General features: G+C 66.5%; 31 protein-coding genes. 5 read left to right on the top strand and 26 right to left on the bottom strand.

The genetic code is table 11. The annotated features are described in order from the left end of the window. Positions 1 to 119: 119 nt before the first annotated feature. Positions 120 to 683 carry a hypothetical protein gene (locus AC1HIL_RS06440; RefSeq protein ID WP_296735068.1) on the bottom strand — a complete coding sequence of 188 codons (564 nt, stop codon included), beginning with the start codon at positions 681 to 683 and terminating at the stop codon, positions 120 to 122. 103 nt (positions 684 to 786) lie between these two features. On the opposite strand from AC1HIL_RS06440, the gene AC1HIL_RS06435 reads away from it, so the two are divergent. Continuing rightward, on the top strand, positions 787 to 1,284 hold the full coding sequence (locus AC1HIL_RS06435) for a TlpA family protein disulfide reductase (RefSeq protein WP_057596161.1): 498 nt from the start codon (positions 787 to 789) through the stop codon (positions 1,282 to 1,284). Positions 1,285 to 1,360: 76 nt separating this feature from the next. On the opposite strand, the gene AC1HIL_RS06430 is transcribed toward AC1HIL_RS06435, so the two are convergent. Beyond that, entirely contained in the window at positions 1,361 to 1,807 is a 447-nt protein-coding gene (locus AC1HIL_RS06430) for a c-type cytochrome (protein ID WP_057596160.1), read from the bottom strand. 168 nt (positions 1,808 to 1,975) lie between these two features. Between AC1HIL_RS06430 and AC1HIL_RS06425 the strand changes: the two genes are divergently transcribed. Beyond that, positions 1,976 to 2,683, top strand: a complete 708-nt coding sequence (locus AC1HIL_RS06425; protein WP_479671404.1) for a cytochrome b/b6 domain-containing protein — start codon at positions 1,976 to 1,978, stop codon at positions 2,681 to 2,683. Further along, positions 2,680 to 3,267, top strand: a complete 588-nt coding sequence (locus AC1HIL_RS06420; RefSeq protein ID WP_093350209.1) for a GNAT family N-acetyltransferase — start codon at positions 2,680 to 2,682, stop codon at positions 3,265 to 3,267. Before AC1HIL_RS06425 ends, AC1HIL_RS06420 begins: the two co-directional genes overlap by 4 nt. A 22-nt stretch (positions 3,268 to 3,289) precedes the next feature. Here AC1HIL_RS06420 and AC1HIL_RS06415 read toward each other — a convergent pair whose 3' ends face one another. The 23 genes from AC1HIL_RS06415 to AC1HIL_RS06305 all read right to left on the bottom strand — a co-directional run bounded on the left by AC1HIL_RS06415 (position 3,290) and on the right by AC1HIL_RS06305 (position 20,463). Continuing rightward, positions 3,290 to 3,796, bottom strand: coding sequence for a peroxiredoxin (locus AC1HIL_RS06415; RefSeq protein ID WP_057596157.1), 507 nt, complete (start codon positions 3,794 to 3,796; stop codon positions 3,290 to 3,292). A gap of 97 nt (positions 3,797 to 3,893) precedes the next feature. Next, positions 3,894 to 4,163 (bottom strand): 30S ribosomal protein S17, encoded by a 270-nt coding sequence (rpsQ, locus tag AC1HIL_RS06410; RefSeq protein ID WP_015867662.1) that lies wholly within the window; start codon positions 4,161 to 4,163, stop codon positions 3,894 to 3,896. 9 nt (positions 4,164 to 4,172) lie between these two features. Beyond that, the gene (gene rpmC, locus AC1HIL_RS06405) at positions 4,173 to 4,382 is read right to left on the bottom strand and encodes a 50S ribosomal protein L29 (RefSeq protein WP_057596180.1); all 210 of its coding nucleotides are present in this window, start codon (positions 4,380 to 4,382) and stop codon (positions 4,173 to 4,175) included. Between the two features lie 55 nt (positions 4,383 to 4,437). Beyond that, a complete protein-coding gene (gene rplP / locus AC1HIL_RS06400; RefSeq protein WP_057596155.1) occupies positions 4,438 to 4,854 on the bottom strand; it encodes a 50S ribosomal protein L16 in 417 nt (138 codons plus the stop codon). Between the two features lie 67 nt (positions 4,855 to 4,921). Next, positions 4,922 to 5,833 carry a 30S ribosomal protein S3 gene (rpsC, locus tag AC1HIL_RS06395; RefSeq protein WP_057596153.1) on the bottom strand — a complete coding sequence of 304 codons (912 nt, stop codon included), beginning with the start codon at positions 5,831 to 5,833 and terminating at the stop codon, positions 4,922 to 4,924. Positions 5,834 to 5,848: 15 nt separating this feature from the next. Then, positions 5,849 to 6,181 carry a 50S ribosomal protein L22 gene (rplV, locus tag AC1HIL_RS06390; RefSeq protein ID WP_019657678.1) on the bottom strand — a complete coding sequence of 111 codons (333 nt, stop codon included), beginning with the start codon at positions 6,179 to 6,181 and terminating at the stop codon, positions 5,849 to 5,851. Between the two features lie 9 nt (positions 6,182 to 6,190). Continuing rightward, positions 6,191 to 6,469: a 30S ribosomal protein S19 gene (gene rpsS / locus AC1HIL_RS06385; protein ID WP_007838132.1), complete on the bottom strand. Its 279-nt coding sequence runs from the start codon at positions 6,467 to 6,469 to the stop codon at positions 6,191 to 6,193. A gap of 10 nt (positions 6,470 to 6,479) precedes the next feature. Beyond that, the gene (gene rplB / locus AC1HIL_RS06380) at positions 6,480 to 7,304 is read right to left on the bottom strand and encodes a 50S ribosomal protein L2 (protein WP_057596151.1); all 825 of its coding nucleotides are present in this window, start codon (positions 7,302 to 7,304) and stop codon (positions 6,480 to 6,482) included. Between the two features lie 2 nt (positions 7,305 to 7,306). Then, a complete protein-coding gene (rplW, locus tag AC1HIL_RS06375) occupies positions 7,307 to 7,642 on the bottom strand; it encodes a 50S ribosomal protein L23 (protein WP_057596149.1) in 336 nt (111 codons plus the stop codon). After that, on the bottom strand, positions 7,639 to 8,259 hold the full coding sequence (rplD, locus tag AC1HIL_RS06370) for a 50S ribosomal protein L4 (RefSeq protein WP_057596147.1): 621 nt from the start codon (positions 8,257 to 8,259) through the stop codon (positions 7,639 to 7,641). Before rplD ends, rplW begins: the two co-directional genes overlap by 4 nt. After that, the gene (gene rplC, locus AC1HIL_RS06365) at positions 8,259 to 8,939 is read right to left on the bottom strand and encodes a 50S ribosomal protein L3 (RefSeq protein ID WP_057596145.1); all 681 of its coding nucleotides are present in this window, start codon (positions 8,937 to 8,939) and stop codon (positions 8,259 to 8,261) included. The genes rplD and rplC overlap by 1 nt, the downstream gene beginning before the upstream one ends. A gap of 246 nt (positions 8,940 to 9,185) precedes the next feature. Further along, positions 9,186 to 9,719: a hypothetical protein gene (locus AC1HIL_RS06360; protein ID WP_422099714.1), complete on the bottom strand. Its 534-nt coding sequence runs from the start codon at positions 9,717 to 9,719 to the stop codon at positions 9,186 to 9,188. A 14-nt stretch (positions 9,720 to 9,733) separates the two neighbouring features. Further along, positions 9,734 to 11,143: a hypothetical protein gene (locus tag AC1HIL_RS06355; protein WP_479671403.1), complete on the bottom strand. Its 1,410-nt coding sequence runs from the start codon at positions 11,141 to 11,143 to the stop codon at positions 9,734 to 9,736. 331 nt (positions 11,144 to 11,474) lie between these two features. After that, positions 11,475 to 11,789 carry a 30S ribosomal protein S10 gene (rpsJ, locus tag AC1HIL_RS06350; protein WP_057596142.1) on the bottom strand — a complete coding sequence of 105 codons (315 nt, stop codon included), beginning with the start codon at positions 11,787 to 11,789 and terminating at the stop codon, positions 11,475 to 11,477. A gap of 21 nt (positions 11,790 to 11,810) precedes the next feature. Continuing rightward, positions 11,811 to 13,004 (bottom strand): elongation factor Tu, encoded by a 1,194-nt coding sequence (tuf, locus tag AC1HIL_RS06345; protein WP_093356177.1) that lies wholly within the window; start codon positions 13,002 to 13,004, stop codon positions 11,811 to 11,813. A 142-nt stretch (positions 13,005 to 13,146) separates the two neighbouring features. Then, entirely contained in the window at positions 13,147 to 15,246 is a 2,100-nt protein-coding gene (gene fusA, locus AC1HIL_RS06340; RefSeq protein ID WP_057597517.1) for an elongation factor G, read from the bottom strand. Between the two features lie 95 nt (positions 15,247 to 15,341). Further along, a complete protein-coding gene (gene rpsG / locus AC1HIL_RS06335) occupies positions 15,342 to 15,815 on the bottom strand; it encodes a 30S ribosomal protein S7 (protein ID WP_007829591.1) in 474 nt (157 codons plus the stop codon). 155 nt (positions 15,816 to 15,970) lie between these two features. After that, positions 15,971 to 16,348, bottom strand: a complete 378-nt coding sequence (rpsL, locus tag AC1HIL_RS06330; RefSeq protein WP_057597516.1) for a 30S ribosomal protein S12 — start codon at positions 16,346 to 16,348, stop codon at positions 15,971 to 15,973. 220 nt (positions 16,349 to 16,568) lie between these two features. Further along, complete coding sequence (locus AC1HIL_RS06325) at positions 16,569 to 17,738, bottom strand: D-alanyl-D-alanine carboxypeptidase family protein (RefSeq protein WP_057597515.1); 1,170 nt, start codon at positions 17,736 to 17,738, stop codon at positions 16,569 to 16,571. 45 nt (positions 17,739 to 17,783) lie between these two features. Next, positions 17,784 to 18,422, bottom strand: coding sequence for an alpha/beta hydrolase (locus AC1HIL_RS06320; RefSeq protein ID WP_479671402.1), 639 nt, complete (start codon positions 18,420 to 18,422; stop codon positions 17,784 to 17,786). An 88-nt stretch (positions 18,423 to 18,510) separates the two neighbouring features. Continuing rightward, positions 18,511 to 18,867 carry a (2Fe-2S) ferredoxin domain-containing protein gene (locus tag AC1HIL_RS06315; protein ID WP_479671401.1) on the bottom strand — a complete coding sequence of 119 codons (357 nt, stop codon included), beginning with the start codon at positions 18,865 to 18,867 and terminating at the stop codon, positions 18,511 to 18,513. A 43-nt stretch (positions 18,868 to 18,910) separates the two neighbouring features. Beyond that, positions 18,911 to 20,029, bottom strand: coding sequence for a VanZ family protein (locus AC1HIL_RS06310; RefSeq protein WP_057597512.1), 1,119 nt, complete (start codon positions 20,027 to 20,029; stop codon positions 18,911 to 18,913). A gap of 5 nt (positions 20,030 to 20,034) precedes the next feature. After that, the gene (locus AC1HIL_RS06305) at positions 20,035 to 20,463 is read right to left on the bottom strand and encodes a CopD family protein (RefSeq protein WP_057597511.1); all 429 of its coding nucleotides are present in this window, start codon (positions 20,461 to 20,463) and stop codon (positions 20,035 to 20,037) included. Positions 20,464 to 20,807: 344 nt separating this feature from the next. Here AC1HIL_RS06305 and hemB point away from each other — a divergent pair, with 344 nt between their 5' ends. After that, complete coding sequence (hemB, locus tag AC1HIL_RS06300) at positions 20,808 to 21,824, top strand: porphobilinogen synthase (RefSeq protein ID WP_261215251.1); 1,017 nt, start codon at positions 20,808 to 20,810, stop codon at positions 21,822 to 21,824. A gap of 59 nt (positions 21,825 to 21,883) precedes the next feature. Then, the gene (locus AC1HIL_RS06295; RefSeq protein ID WP_479671400.1) at positions 21,884 to 23,038 is read left to right on the top strand and encodes a magnesium transporter CorA family protein; all 1,155 of its coding nucleotides are present in this window, start codon (positions 21,884 to 21,886) and stop codon (positions 23,036 to 23,038) included. A gap of 100 nt (positions 23,039 to 23,138) precedes the next feature. Here AC1HIL_RS06295 and AC1HIL_RS06290 read toward each other — a convergent pair whose 3' ends face one another. Beyond that, positions 23,139 to 23,507, bottom strand: a complete 369-nt coding sequence (locus tag AC1HIL_RS06290; RefSeq protein WP_057597508.1) for a DUF4148 domain-containing protein — start codon at positions 23,505 to 23,507, stop codon at positions 23,139 to 23,141. Between the last annotated feature and the right edge of the window lie 128 nt (positions 23,508 to 23,635).

Here is a 23,635-nt window from a genome sequence, read left to right as displayed (position 1 = left end):
GGGCGCCCGGAGGAAGTAGATAGACGACATAACGCGCCAGCCCGCAAGCTTGGCCATTGCGCAACGGACGCCCCGGCGCGCGGCAGCGACGCACGATCGAAACCGTCGCCGCGCGCGGCTCATGGCAGCCGCAGTCCTTCGAAGAAGGTCTTGGCGGCCTCGCCCGACGAGGGCCGGCCCAGCACCATCGCCTGGTAGAGCGACACGGCGCCCGGCGGCGTCGAGCGGGTCTCGGCCTGGGCGAACCACAGCACCTGCAGCGGCTGCCCCGTGGGCGTGGCCGGCGCGTCGAGCCGCAGCGGCGCGGGCACGGGGGCGGCGCGCGGCACCGTGGCGGGCGCCTCGGTGGTGGCCGCGCCCTGCAGCTGCTCGCGCGTGGCGAGCTGCCAGGCGCGCAGCCAGCTCTCGGCCTGGGCGGCATCGGCGGCGGTGGCATGCGCGATCGCGAAGGTGGCACCGCCGGCCTCGCAGCCGGCCATGTCGACCTGCACCGATTCGGCGCCCAGCGGCTGCGCGCGGGTGGCGCGGTCGGCCTTGCAGGGCAGCAGCGCGACCAGGCCGGCCTCGGCCACCGGGACTTCGCGCCAGTTGAAGGTCGGGCTGCAGGCCGCGAGCGCGAGGACCGCGGCGGCGGCGCAGGCGGCGCGCGCACGGCGGCGAAGACGGGAGGTGGGCAGCGGCATGGGGATCGGATTATCGATCCACCGTTCCACGGAGACTGTCGCGCGCGCCTGCACGTTCGGACGCACGGAACTAGAATCGCGCCGCCCCACTCAGTCAGCAGCCATGAAAAAGTACGTTATCGCAGCCGCCGTTGCCGTCGCCCTGGCCACCGGCGTGGGGGTGTACCTCGGCTCGGGCACCACCGCGGCGCCCGCCTCGACCTTCGTGCTGCTCGACGGCACGAAAAAGAGCACCGAGGACCTCAAGGGCAAGGTCACGCTGGTCAACTTCTGGGCCACCAGCTGCGTGACCTGCGTCGGCGAGATGCCCAAGGTGATCGCCACCTACGACAAGTACAAGGCGCGCGGCTACGACACGCTGGCGGTGGCCATGAGCTACGACCCGCCGAGCTACGTCGTCAATTTCGCCGAAACCCGCAAGCTGCCGTTCAAGGTGGCGATCGACAACACCGGCAGCGTGGCGCAGGCCTGGGGCGACGTGAAGCTCACGCCGACCACCTACCTCGTGAACAAGCAGGGCCAGATAGTCAAGCGCTACGTGGGCGAACCCGATTTCGCCGAGCTGCACAAGCTGATCGAGAAGCTGCTGGCCGAGGCCTGAGCCCTCCTCCTGCCCGCCAAAAAGGCGCTGCCCGTGACCGGGCAGCGCCTTTTTCGTTGGGGCAAGCGATGGCGGATCAGCGGTCGCGGAAGCTGTCGTGGCAAGCCTTGCAGCTCGCGGCGGTCGGGCCGAACTGGGCCTTGAGCGCATCGATGTTGCCGGCCTTGGCGGCCACCAGCAGCTTGCCGGTCTCGGCGATCAGCTTGTCCTGGTGCTCCTTGAACTTCGGCGCTTCCTTCCAGACCTCGGGCTTGGCCTTGCCGCCCTCGGTGCCGGCGCCGAAGCCGGCCCAGGGCAGCTTCGCCATGTCGGCCACCACCTCGGCATTGGCCGCGGCGGCGGCCGCGTCGTAGGGCGCGCGGCCATTGGCCATGGCGCCCAGGCGGCCGAAGTGCTGCGACATGACGAACAGCGCGCTCTGGCGGTACTTGATGGCGTCTTCAGGCTTCGCGAACTGGGCCGCGGCCGGCAGGGTGGTGGCGGCGCAGGCGGCGGCCAGCGCGAAGGTGGCGAGTCGGATCATCGGGGTCCTCCTGACGTGGGGAAATCGTGGGTGATGCCGTCGGGCGCGGCACCTGCGCGGCAGTGTAGGGGCAGGCCGGCCGGCGCGCATAGCAACAACCCGATGGAGCGGACGGCCCGGACTTTGCTAATCTGCGCCTTCCGCAGCCTTGCGCTCCCCCCTCCTTCGATGACCGACTCCCCCGCGGCCGCGGCGTCTCGCCAGGCCACCCGAACACGCGTCTGGGACCTGCCGACCCGGCTGTTCCACTGGGCCCTGGCCGCCGCCGTGATCGGGCTGATCGCCACCGGCCTCGGCGGCGTCATGGAATGGCATTTCCGCCTCGGCTACACGGTGCTCGCGCTGCTGCTGTTCCGGCTGGTCTGGGGTTTCGTCGGCGGACGCTGGTCGCGCTTCGCGGCCTTCGTCTACGCGCCGGGCTCGCTCCTCGCCTACCTGCGCGGCCGCGCCCATCCCGACCACCTGATCGGCCACACGCCGCTGGGCGCGCTGTCGGTGTTCGCGGTGCTCGCGATCCTGGCGCTGCAGGTGGCCACCGGCCTCGTGGCCGACGACGAGATCTCGGCCGCGGGGCCGCTCACGCGCTTCGTCTCGGGCGATCTCGTGAGCCTGGCCACGGGCTGGCACAGCACGCAGGGCAAGTGGATCGTGATCGCGCTCGCGAGCCTGCACGTGCTCGCGGTGCTGTTCTACGTGCTGGTGAAGCGCCACCGGCTGGTCGCGCCGATGCTCTCGGGCGACAAGGACATCGCCGCCGCCGATCGTGCCGCGCCCGTCGCCGGCAGCCGCGACGACGCCGCGTCGCGCGGCCTCGCGCTGGTGCTCGCGCTGCTGTGCGCGGGCGTCGCGTACTGGGTTTCGTCGTTGCGCGCATGAGCTCCTCGGTCTCACGCCCCCTGCCGCTGTCGGACACGCCGGCCGTCGTGCTGCTCACGCCCGACGAGGCCCACGAACTCGAGGCCGCGCGCCTCATCTTCCGCGACTACGCCGCCTCGCTGGGCATCGATCTCGATTTCCAGAATTTCGACCAGGAACTGGCCGCGCTGCCGGGCGAATACGTCGAGCCGCGCGGCACGCTGCTGCTGGCGCTGGTCGATCCGGCGCACGTCAAGGACGAGGCCGGCCGCGCCACGCCCACGCTGGTGCGCGCCGATGGCCGGGTCGCGCACGTGGCCGGCTGCTGCGCGCTGCGGCCTCTCGACAGCGCGGACTACGTGAATGCGGCGGAGATGAAGCGCCTGTACGTGCGCCCGGGCTTTCGCGGCCTGGGGCTGGGCCGCCAGCTCGCCGAGGCGATCCTCGACGCGGCGCGTGGCGCGGGCTACGGCTGCGTGCTGCTCGACACGCTCGACGAGATGGAGTCGGCACGCGCCCTCTACGAGGACCTGGGCTTCGCAGAGGTGCCGCCCTTCTATCACAACCCCATCGCGGGGGCGCACTACCTGAAGGTGGACCTGTAGGCGTCGCCCCGGCTTCGCCGCTTCAGCCCTTGGCTTGCGCCAGCAGCGTCTCGGCGTTGCTGACCTCGAACTTGCCCGGTGCCTCGACATTGAGCGTCGCGACCTTGCCGTCCTTCACGAGCATCGAGTAGCGGTTGCTGCGCAGGCCCATGCCACGGCCCGTAAGGTCCAGCGTGAGGCCGGTGGCCTTGGCGAAGTCTGCGCTGCCGTCGGCCAGCATGCGCACCTTGGCGCCGGTCTTCTGGTCGCGCGCCCAGGCGCCCATCACGAAGGCGTCGTTCACGCTCACGCACCAGATCTCGTCCACGCCCGCGGCCTTGAAGTCGTCGAAGTGCTGCACATAGCCGGGCACGTGCTTGGCCGAGCAGGTGGGCGTGAAGGCGCCCGGCAGCGCGAACAGCGCGATCGTCTTGCCGGCCGTTGCCTTGCTCACGTCGACGGGGTTCGGGCCGATGCTGCAGCCTTCGCCCTCGACTTCGGAATACTCCTGCAGGGTGGCCGAGGGAAGGGTGTCGCCGACTTTGATCATTTGAAAGTGCTCCTGGAAAAAGAAAAACGGCCCACATTGTGGGCCGTTTCGCGATGGACTGCCGGCTGCCTCGCGGAGCCGGCTTACCCGAGGGGGATCAGACCAGGACGGCCTTCTCGACCAGACGGGTCACGACCCAGTTCTTGGTCTTCGAGATCGGACGGCTTTCCGTGATCTCGATGGTGTCGCCCAGCTTGTACTCGCCCTTTTCGTCATGGGCGTGGTACTTGCTGGTCTTCGCCACGATCTTGCCGTAGAGCTCGTGCTTCACACGGCGCTCGACCAGCACGGTCACGGTCTTGGCACGCTTGTCGCTGACCACCTTGCCGATCAAGGTGCGCTTGAGGGATTTTTTAGCTTCCGTCATGTTCACTCCTTACTTGGCGGCTTGGGTTTCTTGCTGCTTCTGAGCAAGAACGGTCTTGGCGCGCGCGATGTCGCGACGCGTCACGCGCAGCGTCGAGGTGTTCGACAGCTGTTGCGTGGCTTTCTGCATGCGCAGGCCGAAATGGGCCTTCTGCAGATCCTTGATTTCGGCTTGCAGACCGGCGACGTCCTTCTCGCGCAGTGCTGCTGCCTTGCTCACCTTGGCCGGAGCCGCGGCTTCTTTCTTCTTACGTGTTGCCATGGATGTTCTCCTCTCAGGCGCCGAGCTGGCGCGAGACGAACGTCGTGCGCAGCGGCAGCTTGGCAGCGGCCAGGCGGAAGGCTTCGCGGGCGAGTTCTTCGGGCACGCCGACGATCTCGAACACGATCTTGCCGGGCTGGATCTCGGCGACGTAGTACTCGGGGTTGCCCTTGCCGTTACCCATCCGCACTTCTGCGGGCTTGGTCGAGATCGGCTTGTCGGGGAACACGCGGATCCAGATACGGCCACCGCGCTTCACGTGACGCGAAATCGCGCGGCGAGCGGCTTCGATCTGGCGCGCCGTGAGGCGGCCGCGGTCGGTGCATTTCAGACCGAAGTCACCGAAGGCCACCGAGTTGCCCCGGGTGGCGACGCCGGTGTTGCGGCCCTTTTGTTCCTTGCGGAACTTTCTGCGTGCAGGTTGCAGCATGTCTTGTTACTCCGTGAGGACTGCCCCGGGCTTCCTGTGCGGATGCACACCCGGGGCTACAGACCGATTACTCGGTCTTGGCACCGTCCGCTGCTGCAGCGGGCGCGGCTTTGCGGACGCGCTTAACGGCGGGTTTCGAGTCTGCACCGGCACCGCCGGTTGCTTCTGCGGGCTTGTCGCTGCCGTCGGCGGGCGCGGTGTTGCCACCGATCGGGCCACGGGCACCGGCACGCGGGCCGCCGCGGCGGTCACCGCCCGGACGGTCGCCACCCGGGCGGCCATCGCGGCGCGGACCACGCGGACGACGCTCTTCCTCGGGACGCGGGGTCTCGACGGCGGGCAGGTCGTTGCGGCCCAGGGTGTCGCCCTTGTAGACCCACACCTTGACGCCGATGACGCCGTAGGTGGTCTTGGCTTCCGAGGTGCCGTAGTCGATGTCGGCGCGCAGCGTGTGAAGCGGCACGCGACCTTCGCGGTACCACTCGGTACGAGCGATTTCGATGCCGTTCAGGCGGCCAGCCGACATGATCTTGATGCCCTGGGCACCCAGACGCATGGCGTTCTGCATGGCGCGCTTCATGGCGCGGCGGAACATGATCCGCTTTTCGAGCTGCTGCGTGATGCTGTCGGCGATCAGCTGGGCATCGATTTCGGGCTTGCGCACTTCCTCGATGTTCACTGCCACCGGCACGCCGAGCTGGCGGCCCAGTTCGCGCTTGAGGTTCTCGATGTCTTCGCCCTTCTTGCCGATCACGACGCCCGGACGAGCCGAGTAGATCGTGATGCGGGCGTTCTTGGCGGGACGCTCGATCAGGACGCGCGACACCGAAGCGTTCTTCAGCTTCTTCTTCAGGTATTCGCGAACCTTGATGTCTTCGGCCAGCATGCCCGCGAAATCACGGTCGCTGGCGTACCAGCGGCTGGACCAGTTACGGGTAACCGCCAGACGGAAGCCGGTCGGATGGATTTTCTGTCCCATATTTCTTCCAGGCTCTTAGTTGCCAACCGTCACGTACACATGGCACGTGGGCTTGCTGATGCGATTGCCGCGACCCTTGGCGCGCGCCGTGAAGCGCTTGAGCGTGGCGCCCTGTTCGACGTAGATGGTCTTGACCTTCAGTTCGTCGATGTCGGCACCGTCGTTGTGCTCCGCGTTGGCGATGGCCGACTCGAGCACCTTCTTGACGATCACAGCGGCCTTCTTCTGCGTGAATTGCAGGATGTTGAGCGCTTGATCGACCTTCTTGCCGCGGATCAGGTCGGCGACCAGACGGCCCTTGTCGACCGAGAGGCGGACACCGCGGAGGACTGCACGTGTTTCAGACATGGTCGTTCCTTACTTCTTCTGGACTTTCTTGTCCGCGGGGTGCCCCTTGAACGTGCGCGTGAGCGCAAATTCGCCGAGCTTGTGGCCGACCATCTGGTCGGTGATGTACACGGGCACGTGCTGCTTGCCGTTGTGCACGGCAATGGTCAGGCCGATGAATTCGGGCAGGACCATCGAGCGGCGCGACCAGGTCTTGATCGGCTTCTTGTCCTTCGTCGTCACGGCCTTGTCGGCCTTGGCAACGAGGTGATGGTCAACAAACGGACCCTTTTTGAGAGAGCGAGTCATTTGCTATCCCTTACTTCTTGCGGCGCGACACGATGAAGACCTGCGTGCGCTTGTTGTTACGGGTACGGTAACCCTTGGTCAGGTTGCCCCACGGGTCGACAGGGTGACGGCCTTCGCCGGTCTTGCCTTCGCCACCACCGTGCGGGTGGTCGACCGGGTTCATCACCACGCCGCGAACGGTCGGGCGGATACCCATCCAGCGCTTCACACCGGCCTTGCCAAGCTGGCGCAGGCTGTGTTCTTCGTTGGCCACTTCACCGATGGTCGCGCGGCATTCGATGTGAATGCGGCGGACTTCGCCCGAACGCATGCGGACCTGAGCGTAGACGCCTTCACGGGCCAGCAGCGTGGCCGAGGTACCGGCCGAGCGGGCGATCTGCGCGCCCTTGCCGGGCTGCAGTTCGATGCAGTGGATCGTCGAACCCACCGGAATGTTGCGGATCGGCAGCGTGTTGCCGGCGCGGATCGGAGCTTCCGAACCCGACAGCAGCGTTGCACCGGCTTCCAGACCGCGCGGGGCGATGATGTAGCGGCGCTCGCCGTCGGCGTAGCAGACCAGCGCGATGTGGGCGGTGCGGTTCGGGTCGTACTCGATGCGCTCGACCTTCGCCGGGATGCCGTCCTTGTTGCGACGGAAGTCCACCACGCGGTAGTGGTGCTTGTGACCGCCGCCCTTGTGACGGGTCGTGATGTGGCCGTTGTTGTTGCGGCCGGCCTTCTGGAACTGGGGTTCCAGCAGGGATGCGAGCGGAGCACCCTTGTACAGGTGGTCACGCGAGATCTTCACCGCGCCGCGTTGGCCCGGCGAAGTGGGTTTCATCTTGATGACGGCCATGATTAAGCGCCTTCCCCGACGAGGTTGAGCTCTTGACCGGCCTTCAGCGTGACGTAGGCCTTGCGAACGTGGTCGCGGCGGCCGACGGACTTGCCGAAGCGCTTGGTCTTGCCCTTGATGTTGGCAACCGACACGCCCTTGACTTCGACCTTGAACATCAGTTCGACGGCGGCCTTGATCTCGGGCTTGGTGGCGTCTTGCAACACCTTGAAAGTGACAGCGTTCGACTTCTCGCCGACCATCGTGGCCTTTTCGGACACGATCGGGGCGACCAGCACGTTCATGAGACGGCCTTCGTCGAACTGACGTTGAGCAGGGGTGGGGTTCACGCGGCTCATGCGAACATCTCCTTGAGCTTGTCGACGGCACCCTTGGTGACCAGCACCTTCTTGTAGTGCACCAGCGACACCGGGTCTGCGTAGCGCGGCTCGACCACGAGGACGTTCACCAGGTTGCGCGAGGCAAGGTAAAGGTTCTCGTCGACTTCTTCGGCGATCACGAGCACGGAGTCGAGATTCATCGCCTTGAAGCGGGCAGCCAGCGGCTTGGTCTTGGGCGAGTCGACCTTGATCGAATCGACCACGGCCAGACGGCCTTCGCGAGCGAGTTGCGAGAAGATGGACGCCATGCCGGCGCGGTACATCTTCTTGTTGATCTTCTGCGAGAAGTTTTCGTCAGGCATGTTCGGGAAGATCCGGCCACCCCCGCGCCACAGCGGCGAGGACGTCATACCGGCACGGGCGCGGCCCGTTCCCTTTTGCTTGAAAGGCTTCTTGGTCGAGTGCTTGACCTGTTCGCGGTCCTTCTGGGCGCGCGTGCCTTGGCGGGCGTTGGCCTGGAATGCGACGACGATCTGGTGGACCAGGTCTTCGTTGTAGTCACGGCCGAACACGGTTTCGGGGGCGTCGTACTTCGACGCGGCCTGACCTTGCTCGTTCAGGAGTTCGAGTTCCATTACTTCGCTCCTTCAGCCGCTTGCGGCTTAGCCTTGACGGCGGGACGCACGGTGACGAAGCCACCCTTCGAACCCGGGATCGCGCCCTTGATGAGCAGCAGTTGACGCGCTTCGTCGATGCGGAACACCGACAGGTTCTGCGTCGTGCGGGTGACGTCGCCGAGGTGGCCCGTCATGCGCTTGCCGGGGAACACGCGACCGGGGTCCTGTGCCATGCCGATCGAGCCGGGCACGTTGTGCGAACGGCTGTTACCGTGCGACGCGCGCTGCGAGCTCATGTTGTGGCGCTTGATCGTGCCGGCGTAGCCCTTGCCGATGGAGGTGCCTTGCACGTCCACCTTCTGGCCCACGGAGAACACGCTGCCGGCCGCGATCACGCCGCCAGCCTGGTGCTGACCTGCGGTATCTGCGGTGACGCGGAATTCCTGGATGATTTCGCCAGCTTCGACACCCGCCTTGGCGAGGTGGCCGGCTTCGGGCTTGGTCACGCGCGATGCTTTGCGCGAACCGAACGTCACTTGCAGTGCGACGTAGCCATCGGTCTCTTGCGACTTGATCTGGGTCACGCGGTTGTTCGACACATCCACCACCGTGACAGGAACTGCGTCCCCGTCATCGGTGAAGAGACGCATCATCCCCACCTTGCGGCCCAGCAACCCGAGGGAGTTGCTCAGACTCATGTGTTTTCTCCAAAAAATGGAAGCTTCTCCCGCCGCTGCCACTTCAATTGGCGACAGCGTTTGACCGAAGTCGTATGACCGACTCGCGGCAACGGGGGAAGGTTGATAAATCTCCGACCTGCACGTACCTTGCGGACGCAACAAGGGCAGAGCCAGCGATTATAGCCCGCGTCCTGCGCGGGTTGCAAGTGCTGGAAAAGGCCCCTTTCGGGGCGGCTGCAACGGCTCCTGGAGGCCGCTTTTTGCCTATTTGGCGGGCATCGTGACGATGCTGTCGCCTTCCTTAGTGGTCTGGGTGTCGCCCTGCGGCTTCATCAACGGTGCCGCTCCGGTCTGGATCGGGATCGAGATGGCGCTGCTCGCGCCGCCCTGGGTCACGAACACGTTCAGGTAGCGCAGCCCGTCCGATTCGCCGATGACCGACAGCGTCGCGGTGCTGCGTTGGCCGGCGGGAAGCGTCAGCGGCGCGCCGTTTCGCAGCGTCAGGCCGGGGTCCGCGGTGAAGCGCACCGACGCGCCCTGCGGATCGGTCACGTCGTCGAACTGCAGCACCACCGACGTGGCGCTCCCCGCCCGCGGCACTCCGTCGACACGGTACTGCACCGCGACACCGGCGCCGTTTGACTTCTGCACGGCCGTGGTCATGGGTGCCGCCGCCGCCTTGTGCGGCACGCGCTTGTGCACGCGCGAGTCCGGCGTGCCGTCGGCCAGCGCCCAGGTCGTCAGCACCGCCAGCGAGAGCGCCGCGATGGCGGTCCGTGTGTTCGAGCGAATCGTCATGGCCATCATTCCTCTTACTGGATCGCGACGCTGATGCAGTTCGCGCCCGAGCTGTTGAGATCGGTGACGGCCAGCACGTACTCGCCGGCCGGCAGGCTGACCTTGTTGCCCGACCGCAGGATCTGGCCGGCGCGGAACACGGCGAAATCCGGATTCACCGTCGGCGCGCTCGACGCCACCGAGATCTGGTACTCGCGCGTGGTGGGTGCCACGAAGCGCAGGTAGGCGTAGTTGCCCAGCTTGTTGCCGCGTCCCGCCACGGTCGAGACGCAGGCATTGGCGAGCGAGCCCACCACGGCGCTGCCGTACAGGGGCAGTGCGTTCGGCACGCTCGGCGTTCCACCGCCGTTGCCCTCGGCTTCGCCGAACGGATCGTTGGCACCGGCGCTGATGTTCTGCGCGCTCAGGAGGCCCGCCAATGCCGACGCGCTGCCGGGCGCCGCCGCATTGAAGGCCGCGGTGAACGGATGGATCGAGGTCACGGCGGCGCCGCCCCTGAACTGCGCGCTGGTCATCGCATCGTGGATCGGCTTGAAGCCCACCTGCTGGTTGAGATTCCAGAAGATCGAGTGGATCGAGCGCTCGCGGTACCAGCCCGGATTGCTGGATGGCCCCACCGCCAGGTTGACCGACACGCTGACGTCGGGCGCGACCTGCCCTTCGCCGCGGGAATCGACATAGTTGCTGCGGCCGAGCGCAATGCCCGACCAGCCGTTGCCCCAGCCTTCGGAGAAGGCCACGCGGCGATCGAGGCGGTCGCTCAGGTCGTGCGATCCACCGACCGAATCGTCCCGGCTGAAGGACGACTGGTAGTAGTGCCCCCACTCGTGCGCGATCACCGGCGCATCGAACTCGTCGGTGTCCACGTTCTCCTTGCCGAGCACGTAGATCTCGCGGCCGGTGCTGCGGTTGGTGAAGAAGGTGCTGCCGATCTGACCGAGCGCGAGGCTGCCGCCGCTCGGCACGTTGTTCGGGCTCCAGAACACCTTCAGCGGCGGGAAGTTCGTCGCGGGCGCCACCGACAGCACCTTCAGCATCGAGGTGTAGACCGTATCGAGCACCGCGAACGGTGCCGATACGCGGGGCCCGGTATAGCTCGAGCCGCCCCATCCCGAATCCGCGCGCAGGTCGCGCGTCAGCGCCGCGGAGCCGGTCGCGAAGGCGGCCGACTGCATCGAGTAGAGCGGTGTGTTGGCGCCGGTGTTGTCCCGCACGCTGACGTCCCACGCCGCGGTCTGGAGCTGGGCTCGGACACGAACGCTCACCGTGCTGTTCGCTGGCACCGACACCGAATAGCTGCCGTTGGCGTCGGTGGCCGTCACCGCGACCTGGTTCGACAGTGCATCGAGCACCTCGACGAAGGCGCCGCGCACCGGCTTCGCGACGGTGGCCGAATAGACCAGCGGCCCGCTGTTGTTGGGCACCGAGTCGTAGGTGGCCTTGCCGCTGAGCGTGACCCCACCGATTACCGGGGGCGGAAAACCGATCGGGATTCCACCGCCGCCACCACCGCCGCCTCCACCGCAACCTGCGAGGAGCGCCGCGGCAATCGACGCCGAACCGATACCAGAAAGAATCCTGTGGCTCATAGCTTGTGCTGCCCTCATTCAGCTCCGGCCAACGCATCGATGGCCGGTGGTGCGCGAGGATGCCACAGACGACGCGCAAATGACAAAGGCCCGCTCACATTTCTGTGAACGGGCCTCGAGGAGCGATGCCGCGCTCGGCGCGCGAGCGGGCTTCGTTCGATGCTGCTTACTGCAGCTTGATCTCGACGTCGACGCCGGCCGGCAGGTCGAGCTTCATCAGCGCGTCCACGGTCTTGTCGGTGGGGTCGACGATGTCCATCAGGCGCTGGTGCGTGCGGATCTCGAGCTGGTCGCGGCTGGTCTTGTTGACGTGCGGCGAGCGCAGGATGTCGAAACGCTTCAGGCGAGTCGGCAGGGGCACCGGGCCCTTGACGATCGCGCCGGTGCGCTTCGCGGTGTCGACGATCTCGGCGGCCGATTGGTCGATCAGCTTGTAGTCGAACGCCTTCAGGCGGATGCGGATTTTTTGCTTGGTTGCCATGGTGTTTCCTTTGCGTTCGGCTTAGATGTCGAGGATCTTGGCCACGACGCCCGAACCCACGGTACGGCCGCCTTCGCGGATGGCGAAGCGCAGGCCTTCTTCCATCGCGATCGGGTTGATCAGCTTCACGGTGATGCTGACGTTGTCGCCAGGCATGACCATTTCCTTGTCCTTCGGCAGCTCGATCGCGCCGGTCACGTCCGTCGTGCGGAAGTAGAACTGCGGGCGATAGTTGTTGAAGAACGGCGTGTGACGGCCGCCTTCGTCCTTCGACAGCACGTACACCTCGGCGGTGAAGTGCGTGTGCGGCTTGATCGAACCGGGCTTGCACAGCACCTGGCCGCGCTCGACTTCTTCGCGCTTCGTGCCGCGCAGCAGCACGCCCACGTTGTCGCCGGCTTGCCCCTGGTCCAGCAGCTTGCGGAACATTTCCACGCCGGTGCAGGTGGTCTTGACCGTCGGGCGGATGCCCACGATTTCGATTTCTTCACCGACCTTGATCACGCCGCGCTCGACAGCGCCGGTCACCACCGTGCCGCGACCCGAGATCGAGAACACGTCTTCCACGGGCATCAGGAACGTGCCGTCCACGGCGCGCTCGGGCGTCGGGATGTACGTGTCCAGCGCTTCGGCCAGCTTCATGATCGCGCCTTCGCCGAGCTCGCCCTTGTCGCCTTCCAGGGCCAGCTTCGCCGAGCCGTGGATGATCGGGGTGTCGTCGCCGGGGAATTCGTACTTGTCGAGCAGTTCGCGGACTTCCATCTCGACCAGCTCGAGCAGTTCCTTGTCGTCGACCATGTCGCACTTGTTCAGGAACACGATGATGTAGCCCACGCCCACCTGGCGAGCCAGCAGGATGTGCTCACGCGTCTGGGGCATCGGGCCGTCGGCGGCCGAGCACACCAGGATCGCGCCGTCCATCTGGGCGGCGCCGGTGATCATGTTCTTCACGTAGTCGGCGTGGCCGGGGCAGTCGACGTGTGCGTAGTGGCGGTTGGCCGTTTCGTACTCGACGTGCGCGGTGTTGATCGTGATGCCGCGGGCCTTTTCTTCGGGCGCAGCGTCGATCTGGTCGTAGGCCTTCGCTTCGCCGCCGAACTTCGACGACAGCACCGTCGCGATCGCGGCCGTCAGCGTCGTCTTGCCATGGTCAACGTGACCGATCGTGCCCACGTTCACGTGCGGCTTCGTGCGGGTGAATTTACCTTTTGCCATTTTTCAATCCTTGAAAGAGCAGTCCCGTGTATTGGTTTTATGTCTGCATCCGATTGCTGGATCGCCTCGCACGGGAACGAGACGGCACCGGATCGCAGACAAGAAGGGCCGCGCACTGCGCGGCCCTGCATTCCTGAAACGCTTACTTCGCGCGGGCAGCCACGATGGCTTCGGCGACGTTACGCGGAGCTTCGGCGTAGTGCTTGAACTCCATCGTGTACGTGGCGCGGCCTTGCGACATCGAGCGCAGCGTGGTCGAGTAGCCGAACATTTCCGACAGCGGCACTTCGGCCTTGATGGCCTTGCCGCCACCGACCATGTCGTCCATGCCCTGCACCATGCCACGACGGGACGACAGGTCGCCCATCACGTTGCCGGCGTAGTCTTCGGGCGTCTCGACTTCCACGGCCATCATCGGCTCGAGGATCACGGGGTTGGCCTTGCGGGCACCTTCCTTGAAACCGAAGATCGCGGCCATCTTGAACGCCATTTCGTTCGAGTCCACGTCGTGGTACGAGCCGAAGTGCAGCGTGACCTTGACGTCCACGACGGGGTAGCCCGCCAGCACGCCTTGCGTCAGCGCTTCCACCACGCCCTTTTCCACCGCGGGGATGTATTCGCGAGGAACCACACCGCCCTTGATGGCGTCGACGAACTCGAAGCCCTTGCCGGCTTCCTGGGGTTCGATCTTCAGCACGACGTGGCCGTACTGGCCCTTGCCGCCCGACTGGCGAACGAACTTGCCTTCGGCTTCCTCGACGGTCTTGCGGATCGTCTCGCGGTAGGCCACCTGCGGCTTGCCCACGTTGGCTTCCACGCCGAACTCGCGCTTCATGCGGTCCACGATGATTTCGAGGTGGAGCTCGCCCATGCCCGAAATGATGGTCTGGCCCGATTCCTCGTCGGTCTTGACGCGGAACGACGGGTCTTCCTGCGCGAGGCGCTGCAGGGCGATGCCCATCTTTTCCTGGTCGGCCTTGGTCTTCGGCTCGACGGCCTGCGAGATCACCGACTCCGGGAACACCATGCGCTCGAGGGTCACGACCGAATCGGGATCGCACAGCGTCTCGCCGGTGGTCACTTCCTTCAGGCCCACGCAGGCGGCGATGTCGCCGGCGCGGATTTCGCTGACTTCCTCGCGGTTGTTCGCGTGCATCTGCACGATACGGCCGATGCGTTCCTTCTTGCCGCGCACCGGGTTGTAGACGCTGTCGCCCTTCGAAAGCACGCCCGAATAGACGCGCACGAAGGTCAGCTGGCCCACGAACGGGTCGGTCATCAGCTTGAAGGCGAGCGCCGAGAACTTCTCTTCGTCGTCGGCCTGGCGCACCACCGGTGCGTCGCTTTCGTCGGTGCCGGCAACCGGGGGAATGTCCGTCGGAGCGGGCATGTACTCGATCACGGCGTCGAGCATGGCCTGCACGCCCTTGTTCTTGAAGGCCGAGCCACACAGCATCGGCTGGATTTCGCCGGCGATGGTGCGCTGGCGCAGGGCCTTCTTGATTTCCTCTTCGGAGAGCTTCTCGCCTTCGAGGTACTTGTTCATGAGCTCTTCGCTCGCTTCGGCGGCTGCTTCGACCAGCTTCTCGTGGTACTCGTTGCAGACGTCGACCAGGTCGGCCGGGATTTCACCGTAGGTGAAGGTCACGCCCTTGTCCTCGTCCCAGATGATGGCCTTCATCTTCACGAGGTCGACGATGCCCTGGAACTTGTCTTCGGCGCCGATCGGGATCTGGATCACGACGGGGTTGGCCTTCAGGCGGTCGATCATCATCTGGCGCACGCGCAGGAAGTTCGCGCCGGTGCGGTCCATCTTGTTGACGAACGCGAGACGGGGAACCTTGTACTTGTTGGCCTGGCGCCAGACGGTTTCCGACTGGGGCTGCACGCCGCCGACGGCGTCATAGACCATCACGGCGCCGTCCAGCACGCGCATGGAACGCTCCACCTCGATGGTGAAGTCCACGTGGCCGGGGGTGTCGATGATGTTGATGCGGTGCTCGGGGAAATTCTGGGCCATGCCCTTCCAGAAGCAGGTCGTGGCAGCCGAGGTGATCGTGATGCCGCGCTCTTGTTCCTGCTCCATCCAGTCCATCGTGGCGGCACCGTCGTGCACTTCACCGATCTTGTGGTTCACACCGGTGTAGAACAGGATACGTTCCGTCGTCGTGGTCTTGCCAGCGTCGATGTGCGCGGAGATGCCGATGTTGCGGTAGCGCTCGATGGGGGTCTTGCGGGACATGATTTACTTTCGGGTTGAAATGCGTTGAGCGCTGGGCCCCGGGGCGGGCTATACGCCCGACACCCGACACCCAACGCCCAAGCGAAGTTTGGTTTTTAGAAGCGGAAGTGGCTGAACGCCCGGTTGGCTTCCGCCATGCGGTGCACTTCGTCGCGCTTCTTCATCGCGCCGCCACGGCCTTCCGTGGCTTCCATCAGTTCGTTGGCCAGACGCAGGGCCATCGACTTCTCGCCGCGCTTGCGGGCGGCTTCCTTGATCCAGCGCATCGACAGGGCGAGGCGGCGGACGGGACGGACTTCGACCGGCACTTGATAGTTCGCACCGCCGACGCGGCGCGACTTCACTTCGACCATCGGCTTCACGTTGTTGATGGCAACGGTGAACGCCTCGAGGGGGTCCTTGTCCGGGTTCTTCTTCTCGATGAAGTCGAGCGCGCCATAGATGATGCGCTCGGCAACAGCCTTCTTGCCGCCTTCCATGATCACGTTCATGAACTTCGACAGCTCGACATTGCCGTACTTGGGATCCGGCAGGATTTCACGTTTGGGGACTTCGCGACGACGTGGCATTTTCTTAACCTCTTTGCTTCAGTTGGCACCGTCTCCGGCACCGCGAGAGTCGACTCGGACCCTCACTTACTCGACCCAACTTCGGGTCACTACGCTCGACATGCCCGCCAAGGCACTCGAACACCGATGAAACAACTACTGAAAGAAGAACCCGATCAGGCCTTCTTGGGACGCTTCGCGCCGTACTTGGAACGCGACTGCTTGCGGTCTTTCACGCCTTGCAGGTCGAGCGAACCGCGCACGATGTGGTAGCGCACACCGGGCAAGTCCTTGACACGACCGCCGCGAACCAGCACGACGCTGTGTTCCTGCAGGTTGTGGCCTTCGCCGCCGATGTAGGAAATGACTTCGAAGCCGTTGGTCAGGCGGACCTTGGCGACCTTACGAAGCGCCGAGTTCGGCTTCTTGGGGGTCGTGGTGTAGACCCGGGTGCAGACACCGCGACGTTGCGGCGAGTTCTGCATGGCAGGGCTCTTGGACTTGATCTTTTCGACCGTCCGGCCCTGACGCACCAGTTGATTGATGGTTGGCATGAATGAATTAGTCCCAAAACGAGAAATACCCCGGAACTGCCTTGCGGCGCCCTGATCGTGACTCAGGAACCGGGAGATGACGCAAACGTGAATCCCTTCGGAATTTTCCGAAAAGCCCATGAGTATAGCAGCGGGCTCGTGAATCGGCAAAGTCAGCCGGCTTTGGAGGCATTCCGCCCCCTGCCGCCGGCCTGAAACCGCCGGCTCCCTGCCCTGCCGGTTACTTGATCCAGAGTCGGACCGCATCCCAGGCGCGGCCCAGCATGCCGGCCTGCTCGACCGGCTCCAGCGCCACCAGCGGCACCTCGGCCACCGGCTGGTCGTCGAGCGTGACCTTGAGCGTGCCCACGGGCTGGTACTTGGTGAACGGCGCCACCAGCGGGTCGGGGCGCGCGATCTGGGTCTTGAGCTTGCTGGCGGTGCCCGCGGGCACGGCGACCACGATCGGCTCGGGACGGCCGAGCTTGAGCACGTTCTGCTTGCCCTTCCAGACCGCCGGCGTGGCCGCGGGCTGGCCGCCGTCGAACAGGCGCACGGCGTCGTAGGCGGTGTAGCCCCAGTTCAGCAGCTTCTGCGATTCGTTGGCGCGCACGGTCTCGCCCGAGGTGCCGAGCACGATCGACAGCAGGCGGCGGCCGCCGGTCAGGTTCGGGAAGTCGCGCTTGGCGGTGGCGATCATGCAGTAGCCGGCGGCCTCGGTATGGCCCGTCTTCAGTCCGTCGACGGTCGGATCGCGGAACAGCAGCAGGTTGCGGTTGGTGTCGTTGGTCGAGGGCGTGCCCGGGTAGCGGTACTTCTTGATCGCGTAGTACTTGGCTTCCTCGGGGAAGTCGCGCACCAGCCGGGTCGCCAGGATGCTGAGGTCGCGCGCGGTCGTGGTGTGGCCGGGCGCGGTCAGGCCCTCGGGGTTCTTGTAGGTGGTGTTCTTCATGCCCAGCACCTTGGCCTGGGCGTTCATCATCTCGACGAAATGCTCGACCGTGCCGCCCACGCCCTCGGCCAGCGCCACGGTGGCGTCGTTGCCCGACTGCACGATCAGGCCCTTGATCAGGTCTTCCACCGGCACCTGCATCTTCGGGTCGATGAACATGCGCGAGCCCGGCATCTTCCAGGCGCGCGGGCTGACCGGCATCGTCTGCGTCAGGGTGATCTTCTTGGCGCGCAGCGCGTCGAACACGATGTAGGCCGACATCAGCTTGGTCAGCGACGCGGGCTCGACCGGGCTGTCGATGTCCTTCTGCGCGAGGATCTGGTTGGCCGTCACGTCGAGCAGCAGGTAGCTGCGCGCGGCGATCTCGGGGGGTGCGGGCACCTGGGCGGCGGCGATCAGGCAGACGGAAGCGGCGGCGGCGAGCAACAGCGCGCGGGCACCGTGGAGGAAGCGATTCATGGGAGCGATGGGAAAGAAACGAAGACGTGCCTGCAAGCCAGGCTTTCAGGCGGCCGGGTTGTCCGCGCGCAGATGGCGCGCGACCAGACTCTTGAGCAGCGGCAATTGTCCGTGAAAGAAATGGCCGCCCCCGGGGACGACTGTGACAGGAAGTGACTGCGGCCGCGCCCAGTCCATGACGGCCGACAGCGCCACCGTGTCGTCGGCCTCGCCGTGGACCACCAGCGTTCGCTCGTGGGCCTCGGGCGGCAGCACGGCCACGGTGTTGCGCGCGGCGGCGGTGCCGACCAGCACGATCTGCCGCACGTCGCGCGCGGCCCAGAGCTTCTCGACCGCGCCGCTCGCGACGAAAGCGCCGAACGAGAAGCCGGCGATCGCCAGCGGGCCCTCGGGCGCGAGCTGGCCGACGACGTTCAGCATGTCCTCGAGCTCGCCGCGGCCCTCGTCGTGCACGCCCTGGCTGGCGCCGACGCCGCGGAAGTTGAAGCGCACCGCGGTCCAGCCGCAGGCGATGAAGGCGCGCGCGAGGGTCTGCACCACCTTGTTGTCCATGGTGCCGCCGAACAGCGGATGAGGATGGGCGATGACGGCGATGCCGCGCGCGGCCTCGGCCGGCTGGTCGCGCTGCACCTCGATGGCACCGGCGGCGCCGTGGAGGCTGATCTTTTCGGTCTGGGAATTCATGAGGCTCGGAGTGGAACGGGCCGGCAGGCCGACAGTGAGAGGGGTGCCTGCGGCGAGCACGGTACGAGCGCAGGCCCGGGCGAAAAGTTCAGCGCCCGACGTCGGGCGGCAGCAGCAGGCGCTCGACGATCTCGCCCTTCTTCAGGTGCGAGTCGACGATCTCGTCGATGTCGTCGGCATCGACGAAGGTGTACCAGACCGCCTCGGGATAGACCACGACGACCGGGCCGCCGGCGCAGCGGTCGAGGCAGCCGGCCTTGTTGACGCGCACCTTGCCGGGCCCCGAGAGCCCCTCCTCCTTGACCCTGGACTTGCAGCGGTCGAAGCCCTGCTGGGCGTTGTGCATGGCGCAGGAATCCTCGCCGTTCTTGCGTTCGTTGAGGCAGAAGAAGATGTGGCGGCCGTAGTAGCCCGAAGGCGCGGCGTGGCTGGCGGGGGTGGACATCGGCGGATTCTAGGACCGCCGCCCGCGCGCCCGGACCTTCCCCTCAGGCGGCCGGCGCCCGGCTGCGCCGCGACAGCAGGAAGATCACGTAGGCCAGCACCCCGAAGGGCCAGAACCAGCCCAGCCACTGGGCCAGCCCGTGGAAGCGGATGAAGCGCCCCTGCTCCCAGGTCGCCAGCGTCTGCGCGAAATAGGCGCTCTCGGGCGCCTGGTTCAGCAGGCTCAGCTGCAGCACCAGCGCCACCAGCAGCAGCGCGCCGCACAGGCGCCGCGGCGCGAACAGCAGCGCCACCCCGGCGAACAGCGCCGCCGCGATGCCGACCTGCGCCGGCAACCCGAGCCAGGCCCAGGCATGGTCCGGGCCGTAGCTCAGCGCGGCCGACAGCCCGGAGGCCGCCACGCCCGTCAGCAGGATCAGCGGCAGCAGCACCGCGCGCTGCACCACCGTGCGCGCCGCCAGATAGCCGAGCAGGCAGGGCACCAGCGCGCCCAGCATCACGCACAGCAGCTCGACCGCCGGCACCAGCGGCTCGAGCTCGAACTGGCGCACCGGCAGCCAGTCGATGAACGGGGTGTCGAGCAGCCATTCGGAGATCGCCGCCTCGAGCCGTTCGAACACCTGGCCCAGGCCGAAGGTCACGGCGGCCGGGAACAGCAGCGCGAACGGCCACAGCGCGAGCAGTACCAGCGCGCCGCGGGCGTCGTCGCCGAACCATTGCGCCCGGACCCGCCCCCAGTGCGCGACCGCGCCGAAGCGCTCGAGCGCCACCGCCAGCACGGCGCCCAGCAGCGCGCCGGCGCTGTTCAGGCCCAGGTCGACGTTCGAGGGAATGCGCACCGGCAGGTAGCTCTGCAGTGTTTCCATCGCGAAGGACACCGCCACGCCCGCCAGCGTGGCGCGCAGCACGGCGCGGCCGTTGCTCGCCGTGCTGCGGGTGCGCAGCACCGACAGCGCGCAGAGAAATCCGAAGGGCACGTAACCCGCGACGTTGATCGCGAAGTCGAAGCCGGTCCAGTACTTGGGCCAGGGCGCCCACAGGTAGGCCCAGGGCGCGATGCCCTGGTCGCGCCAGTCGGCGAAGGGATAGAGGCTCGCGTAGACGATCAGCGCCGCATAGGCCAGCGCAAGGGGCAGCGCTGCGGACTTGTGCTGCGTCGCCACCGCCGTCAGAAGGGCTTGACCACGACCAGGATCACGATCGCCAGCAGCAGCAGCACCGGCAGCTCGTTGAACCAGCGGTACCAGCCATGGTTGCGCCGGTTCTCGCCGGCCACGAAGCGGCGCAGCAGCACCGCGCAGCCGTGGTGGTAGCCGATCGCCACCAGCACCAGCGCCAGCTTGGCGTGCATCCAGCCGTTGCCCGGGCCGCGCCCGATGCCGTAGCCCAGCCACAGCCAGAGGCCGAAGCCCAGCGCCGGCACGGCCAGGAAGGTGGTGAAGCGCAGCAGCTTGCGCGCCATCAGCAGCAGGCGCTCGCGCTCGGCGAGCGACTCGGGCGGCACCATCGCGAGGTTGACGAAGATCCGGGGCAGGTAGAACAGGCCGGCGAACCAGCTGGCGATGAAGACGATGTGGAAGGACTTGACCCAGAGCATGGCGGCCAGTTTAGTGGCCGCTCCCCGCCCCCAGGCACCCGGTTTCGGCGGCCCCCACGAAAGCGGCGGACAAAAAAAAGCCCGACGTCTTCACGTCGGGCTGGGAAGCCCTTTTGCTGTCACACATCAAGGCACCCGCTCAGGGAGGAAAAGCGGGGGACGGCAAGCCGTCCGAGGCAGAATTTAACAAAGACGAAACAAGGTTTCAAGCGACTGCTGCGCTTTAATTAACATTCTCGGGTAAAAATTTATTACTTTGGTACTACTAATTTCCGTAGTTGTCGGACAACTGGTCCCATCCGCGACAACAGGTCAGGAACTTTAGTTCGGGCACAATTTTCCGCATGAGCTCCACCCTTTCCTCCTTCGCCGCCTTCCCCGCCGGGCGCCCGCGCCGCCTTCGCCGCGACGCCTTCACGCGCAACCTGGTGCGGGAAAACGCCCTCACCACGCACGACCTGATCTACCCGGTGTTCGTGCAGGAAGGCAGCGGCCGGCGTGACGCGGTGGCCTCGATGCCGGGCGTGGAACGCCTGAGCCTCGACCTGCTGCTGCCCGTGGCCGAGCAGTGCGTGACGGCGGGCATCCCGGTGATGGCGCTGTTCCCGGTGATCGACGCGAGCCTCAAGACCCCGGCCGGCGACGAGGCCTTCAACCCCGACGGCCTGATCCCGCGCGTGGTGGCGGCGCTCAAGGCGCGCTTTCCCGAACTGGGCGTGATGACCGACGTCGCGCTCGACCCCTACACCAGCCACGGCCAGGACGGCCTGCTCGACGACAGCGGCTACATCCTCAACGACCCCACGGTCGAAGTGCTGGTGAAGCAGGCGCTCACACAGTCGCAGGCCGGCGTCGACATCGTGGCGCCCAGCGACATGATGGACGGGCGCATCGGCGCGATCCGCCAGGCGCTCGAAGCGCGCGGCGACGTGCACACGCGGATCATGGCCTACAGCGCCAAGTACGCGAGCGCTTTCTACGGCCCGTTCCGCGACGCGGTCGGCTCGGCCGCCAACCTCGGCAAGAGCAACAAGAAGGTCTACCAGATGGACCCGGGCAACAGCGACGAGGCGCTGCGCGAGGTGGGAATCGACATCGCCGAGGGCGCCGACATGGTGATGGTGAAGCCCGGCATGCCCTACCTGGACATCGTGCGCCGCGTGAAGGACGAGTTCCGCGTACCGACCTTCGCCTACCAGGTGAGCGGCGAGTACGCGATGCTCAAGGCCGCGGCCCAGAACGGCTGGCTCGACCACGACGCGGTGGTGCTCGAGAGCCTCCTGGCCTTCAAGCGCGCGGGTGCCGACGGCATCCTCACCTACTTCGCGCTCGACGCTGCCCGCCTGCTACAAACTAAGTAGCACAATGGGGCCGCCCGGCCTTCGGTTCGGGCCATCTTGAGCAAGCACGGGGGCGCGCGATGCGAATCTTCGAAATCAACAGCTCGCAGGTCAGCGAGCATGCCGCGCTGGCGCCGCTGGCCCTGCCCGGCTCCTGCAGCGCCGCCAGCTATCTCTGGATCTCGCTCACGCGCGACGAATTCCGCGCCTCGCTGCCCGAGGTGCAGCAGATCCTGCAGACGCTGTGCCAGACCCAGCTGGTCGACCTGCACGTGGCCGACCTGCTGAACGACCAGTTGCCCTCGCACAGCGACTACACCTCGCAGTACGACGTGCTGGTGTTCCGCCGGCTCGCGAGCGGCAACGGCCAGCCGGCGCCGCCCGCTTCGATCGCGCCACCCGCCGCCGCCCCGGCCCCGCGCCCGCGCGGCGGCCCGCCCGTGCTGCGCCGCATCGACACCCGCCCGGTCGGCTTCGCCGTGTTCGACCGCGTGCTGCTGTCGGTGCATCCCGAGGACGGCGCGGTGCGCGACGTCTTCGCCGCGCGCCTGCTGGCGGCCGCCGCGCCCGGCGACCGCGGTACGCCGGCGCTCGACGTGCGCGCGGTCACGAACCGCGTGCCCACCAGCCCGGCCGACCTGATGCTGCGCGTCATCAACCAGATCGTCGACGGCTACCTCGACCTGCGGCGCGAGCTCACGAAGCAGCTCGACCACTGGCAGGCCGAGCTCATCGACCCGCGCAGCCGCTTCACCAACTGGGGCGCGCTGATGGAATCGCGCCAGTCGCTGCACCACCTCGACGAGATCTGCGAGGACCAGCGCGCCGCCATGCAGGACTGGCTCGACAACCTCGAGACCCTGCCGCCGCCCAAGGACGCGGCCGAGGGGCGCGAGCGCGAGCTGGTGATGATCCGCAGCCGCGACGTGCTCGAACACATCGAGCGCGTGGTGCACCACGTGCGCCGGCTCGAGCAGAACGCCGAGACCGCGGTGCAGATGCACTTCAGCGTGCAGGGCCACCGGGCCAACGACATCATGCGGGTGCTGACGGTGCTCACCGCCGTGTTCCTGCCGCTGAACCTGATCGCCGGCATCTTCGGCATGAACTTCGAGTTCATCCCGCTGGTGCACAAGGCCGACGGCTTCTGGATCGCCATGGGCTCGATGCTCGCGATCGCGGTGGTGCTGGTGCTGATCTTCTGGCGCAAGCGCTACCTCGCGCGCACGCGCTGACCGAACGCGCATGAAAAAAAGCCACGCGGAGCGATCTCCGCGTGGCTTTTTCTCGTCCGGATGCGAACGGCCCGAAGGCCGCCCGGTGCCGTGCGACAGCTTACTTGGCGGTGGCGCCGGTGCCTTGCTGGGCCTGGACGCGTGCGTCGAGCGGGTGTTGCATGGTCGAGATGACCTTGCTGTTCACGCGCGAACCCGAGGTCACGTTCTGGTCGGGAGCGGCGGCGGTGCGGATCGCTTCGGCTTCGACCAGGGCGCGATCCTTCGACACGGCGACCGTTTCCGGGCCGCGCGAGCCGCGGGTCACGTTCTGGTTCGGAGCGGCGGCGGCGCGCACGGCTTCGGTGTTGACTTCGTCGCGGCTCTTGGTCGAGACGGCCTGGGTCACGCCTTCATAGGTTTCGGCTTGGGCGCCAGCGGCGGCAACGAGGGCCAGGGCGGCGGCGGCGATGATGTGCGAGGTCTTCATTTCGTTTGTCCTTGATACGGTACGTCGGAGGGTTTAGCCACCAGGCGCGCGAATCGGCTCGCCTGTGCGGCGAGTTTCAAGGCGAAATCGTTCGGGAAAACACCCGGTTCAGAGACACGGTGTTTCCG

The sequence above is a fragment of the Variovorax sp. ISS6 genome, from assembly GCF_056523145.1.
Note: the sequence above shows the minus strand (reverse complement) of the source record. Positions and strands in the feature narration are given on the sequence as shown.

Coding starts and splice junctions, on each gene's coding strand:
- AC1HIL_RS06440 (WP_296735068.1), bottom strand. CDS start 683: ATGCCGCTGCCCACCTCCCGTCTTCGCCGCCGTGCGCGCGCCGCCTGC.
- AC1HIL_RS06435 (WP_057596161.1), top strand. CDS start 787: ATGAAAAAGTACGTTATCGCAGCCGCCGTTGCCGTCGCCCTGGCCACC.
- AC1HIL_RS06430 (WP_057596160.1), bottom strand. CDS start 1,807: ATGATCCGACTCGCCACCTTCGCGCTGGCCGCCGCCTGCGCCGCCACC.
- AC1HIL_RS06425 (WP_479671404.1), top strand. CDS start 1,976: ATGACCGACTCCCCCGCGGCCGCGGCGTCTCGCCAGGCCACCCGAACA.
- AC1HIL_RS06420 (WP_093350209.1), top strand. CDS start 2,680: ATGAGCTCCTCGGTCTCACGCCCCCTGCCGCTGTCGGACACGCCGGCC.
- AC1HIL_RS06415 (WP_057596157.1), bottom strand. CDS start 3,796: ATGATCAAAGTCGGCGACACCCTTCCCTCGGCCACCCTGCAGGAGTAT.
- rpsQ (WP_015867662.1), bottom strand. CDS start 4,163: ATGACGGAAGCTAAAAAATCCCTCAAGCGCACCTTGATCGGCAAGGTG.
- rplP (WP_057596155.1), bottom strand. CDS start 4,854: ATGCTGCAACCTGCACGCAGAAAGTTCCGCAAGGAACAAAAGGGCCGC.
- rpsC (WP_057596153.1), bottom strand. CDS start 5,833: ATGGGACAGAAAATCCATCCGACCGGCTTCCGTCTGGCGGTTACCCGT.
- rplV (WP_019657678.1), bottom strand. CDS start 6,181: ATGTCTGAAACACGTGCAGTCCTCCGCGGTGTCCGCCTCTCGGTCGAC.
- rpsS (WP_007838132.1), bottom strand. CDS start 6,469: ATGACTCGCTCTCTCAAAAAGGGTCCGTTTGTTGACCATCACCTCGTT.
- rplB (WP_057596151.1), bottom strand. CDS start 7,304: ATGGCCGTCATCAAGATGAAACCCACTTCGCCGGGCCAACGCGGCGCG.
- rplW (WP_057596149.1), bottom strand. CDS start 7,642: ATGAGCCGCGTGAACCCCACCCCTGCTCAACGTCAGTTCGACGAAGGC.
- rplD (WP_057596147.1), bottom strand. CDS start 8,259: ATGGAACTCGAACTCCTGAACGAGCAAGGTCAGGCCGCGTCGAAGTAC.
- rplC (WP_057596145.1), bottom strand. CDS start 8,939: ATGAGTCTGAGCAACTCCCTCGGGTTGCTGGGCCGCAAGGTGGGGATG.
- AC1HIL_RS06360 (WP_422099714.1), bottom strand. CDS start 9,719: ATGACGATTCGCTCGAACACACGGACCGCCATCGCGGCGCTCTCGCTG.
- rpsJ (WP_057596142.1), bottom strand. CDS start 11,789: ATGGCAACCAAGCAAAAAATCCGCATCCGCCTGAAGGCGTTCGACTAC.
- tuf (WP_093356177.1), bottom strand. CDS start 13,004: ATGGCAAAAGGTAAATTCACCCGCACGAAGCCGCACGTGAACGTGGGC.
- fusA (WP_057597517.1), bottom strand. CDS start 15,246: ATGTCCCGCAAGACCCCCATCGAGCGCTACCGCAACATCGGCATCTCC.
- rpsG (WP_007829591.1), bottom strand. CDS start 15,815: ATGCCACGTCGTCGCGAAGTCCCCAAACGTGAAATCCTGCCGGATCCC.
- rpsL (WP_057597516.1), bottom strand. CDS start 16,348: ATGCCAACCATCAATCAACTGGTGCGTCAGGGCCGGACGGTCGAAAAG.
- AC1HIL_RS06325 (WP_057597515.1), bottom strand. CDS start 17,738: ATGAATCGCTTCCTCCACGGTGCCCGCGCGCTGTTGCTCGCCGCCGCC.
- AC1HIL_RS06320 (WP_479671402.1), bottom strand. CDS start 18,422: ATGAATTCCCAGACCGAAAAGATCAGCCTCCACGGCGCCGCCGGTGCC.
- AC1HIL_RS06315 (WP_479671401.1), bottom strand. CDS start 18,867: ATGTCCACCCCCGCCAGCCACGCCGCGCCTTCGGGCTACTACGGCCGC.
- AC1HIL_RS06305 (WP_057597511.1), bottom strand. CDS start 20,463: ATGCTCTGGGTCAAGTCCTTCCACATCGTCTTCATCGCCAGCTGGTTC.
- hemB (WP_261215251.1), top strand. CDS start 20,808: ATGAGCTCCACCCTTTCCTCCTTCGCCGCCTTCCCCGCCGGGCGCCCG.
- AC1HIL_RS06295 (WP_479671400.1), top strand. CDS start 21,884: ATGCGAATCTTCGAAATCAACAGCTCGCAGGTCAGCGAGCATGCCGCG.
- AC1HIL_RS06290 (WP_057597508.1), bottom strand. CDS start 23,507: ATGAAGACCTCGCACATCATCGCCGCCGCCGCCCTGGCCCTCGTTGCC.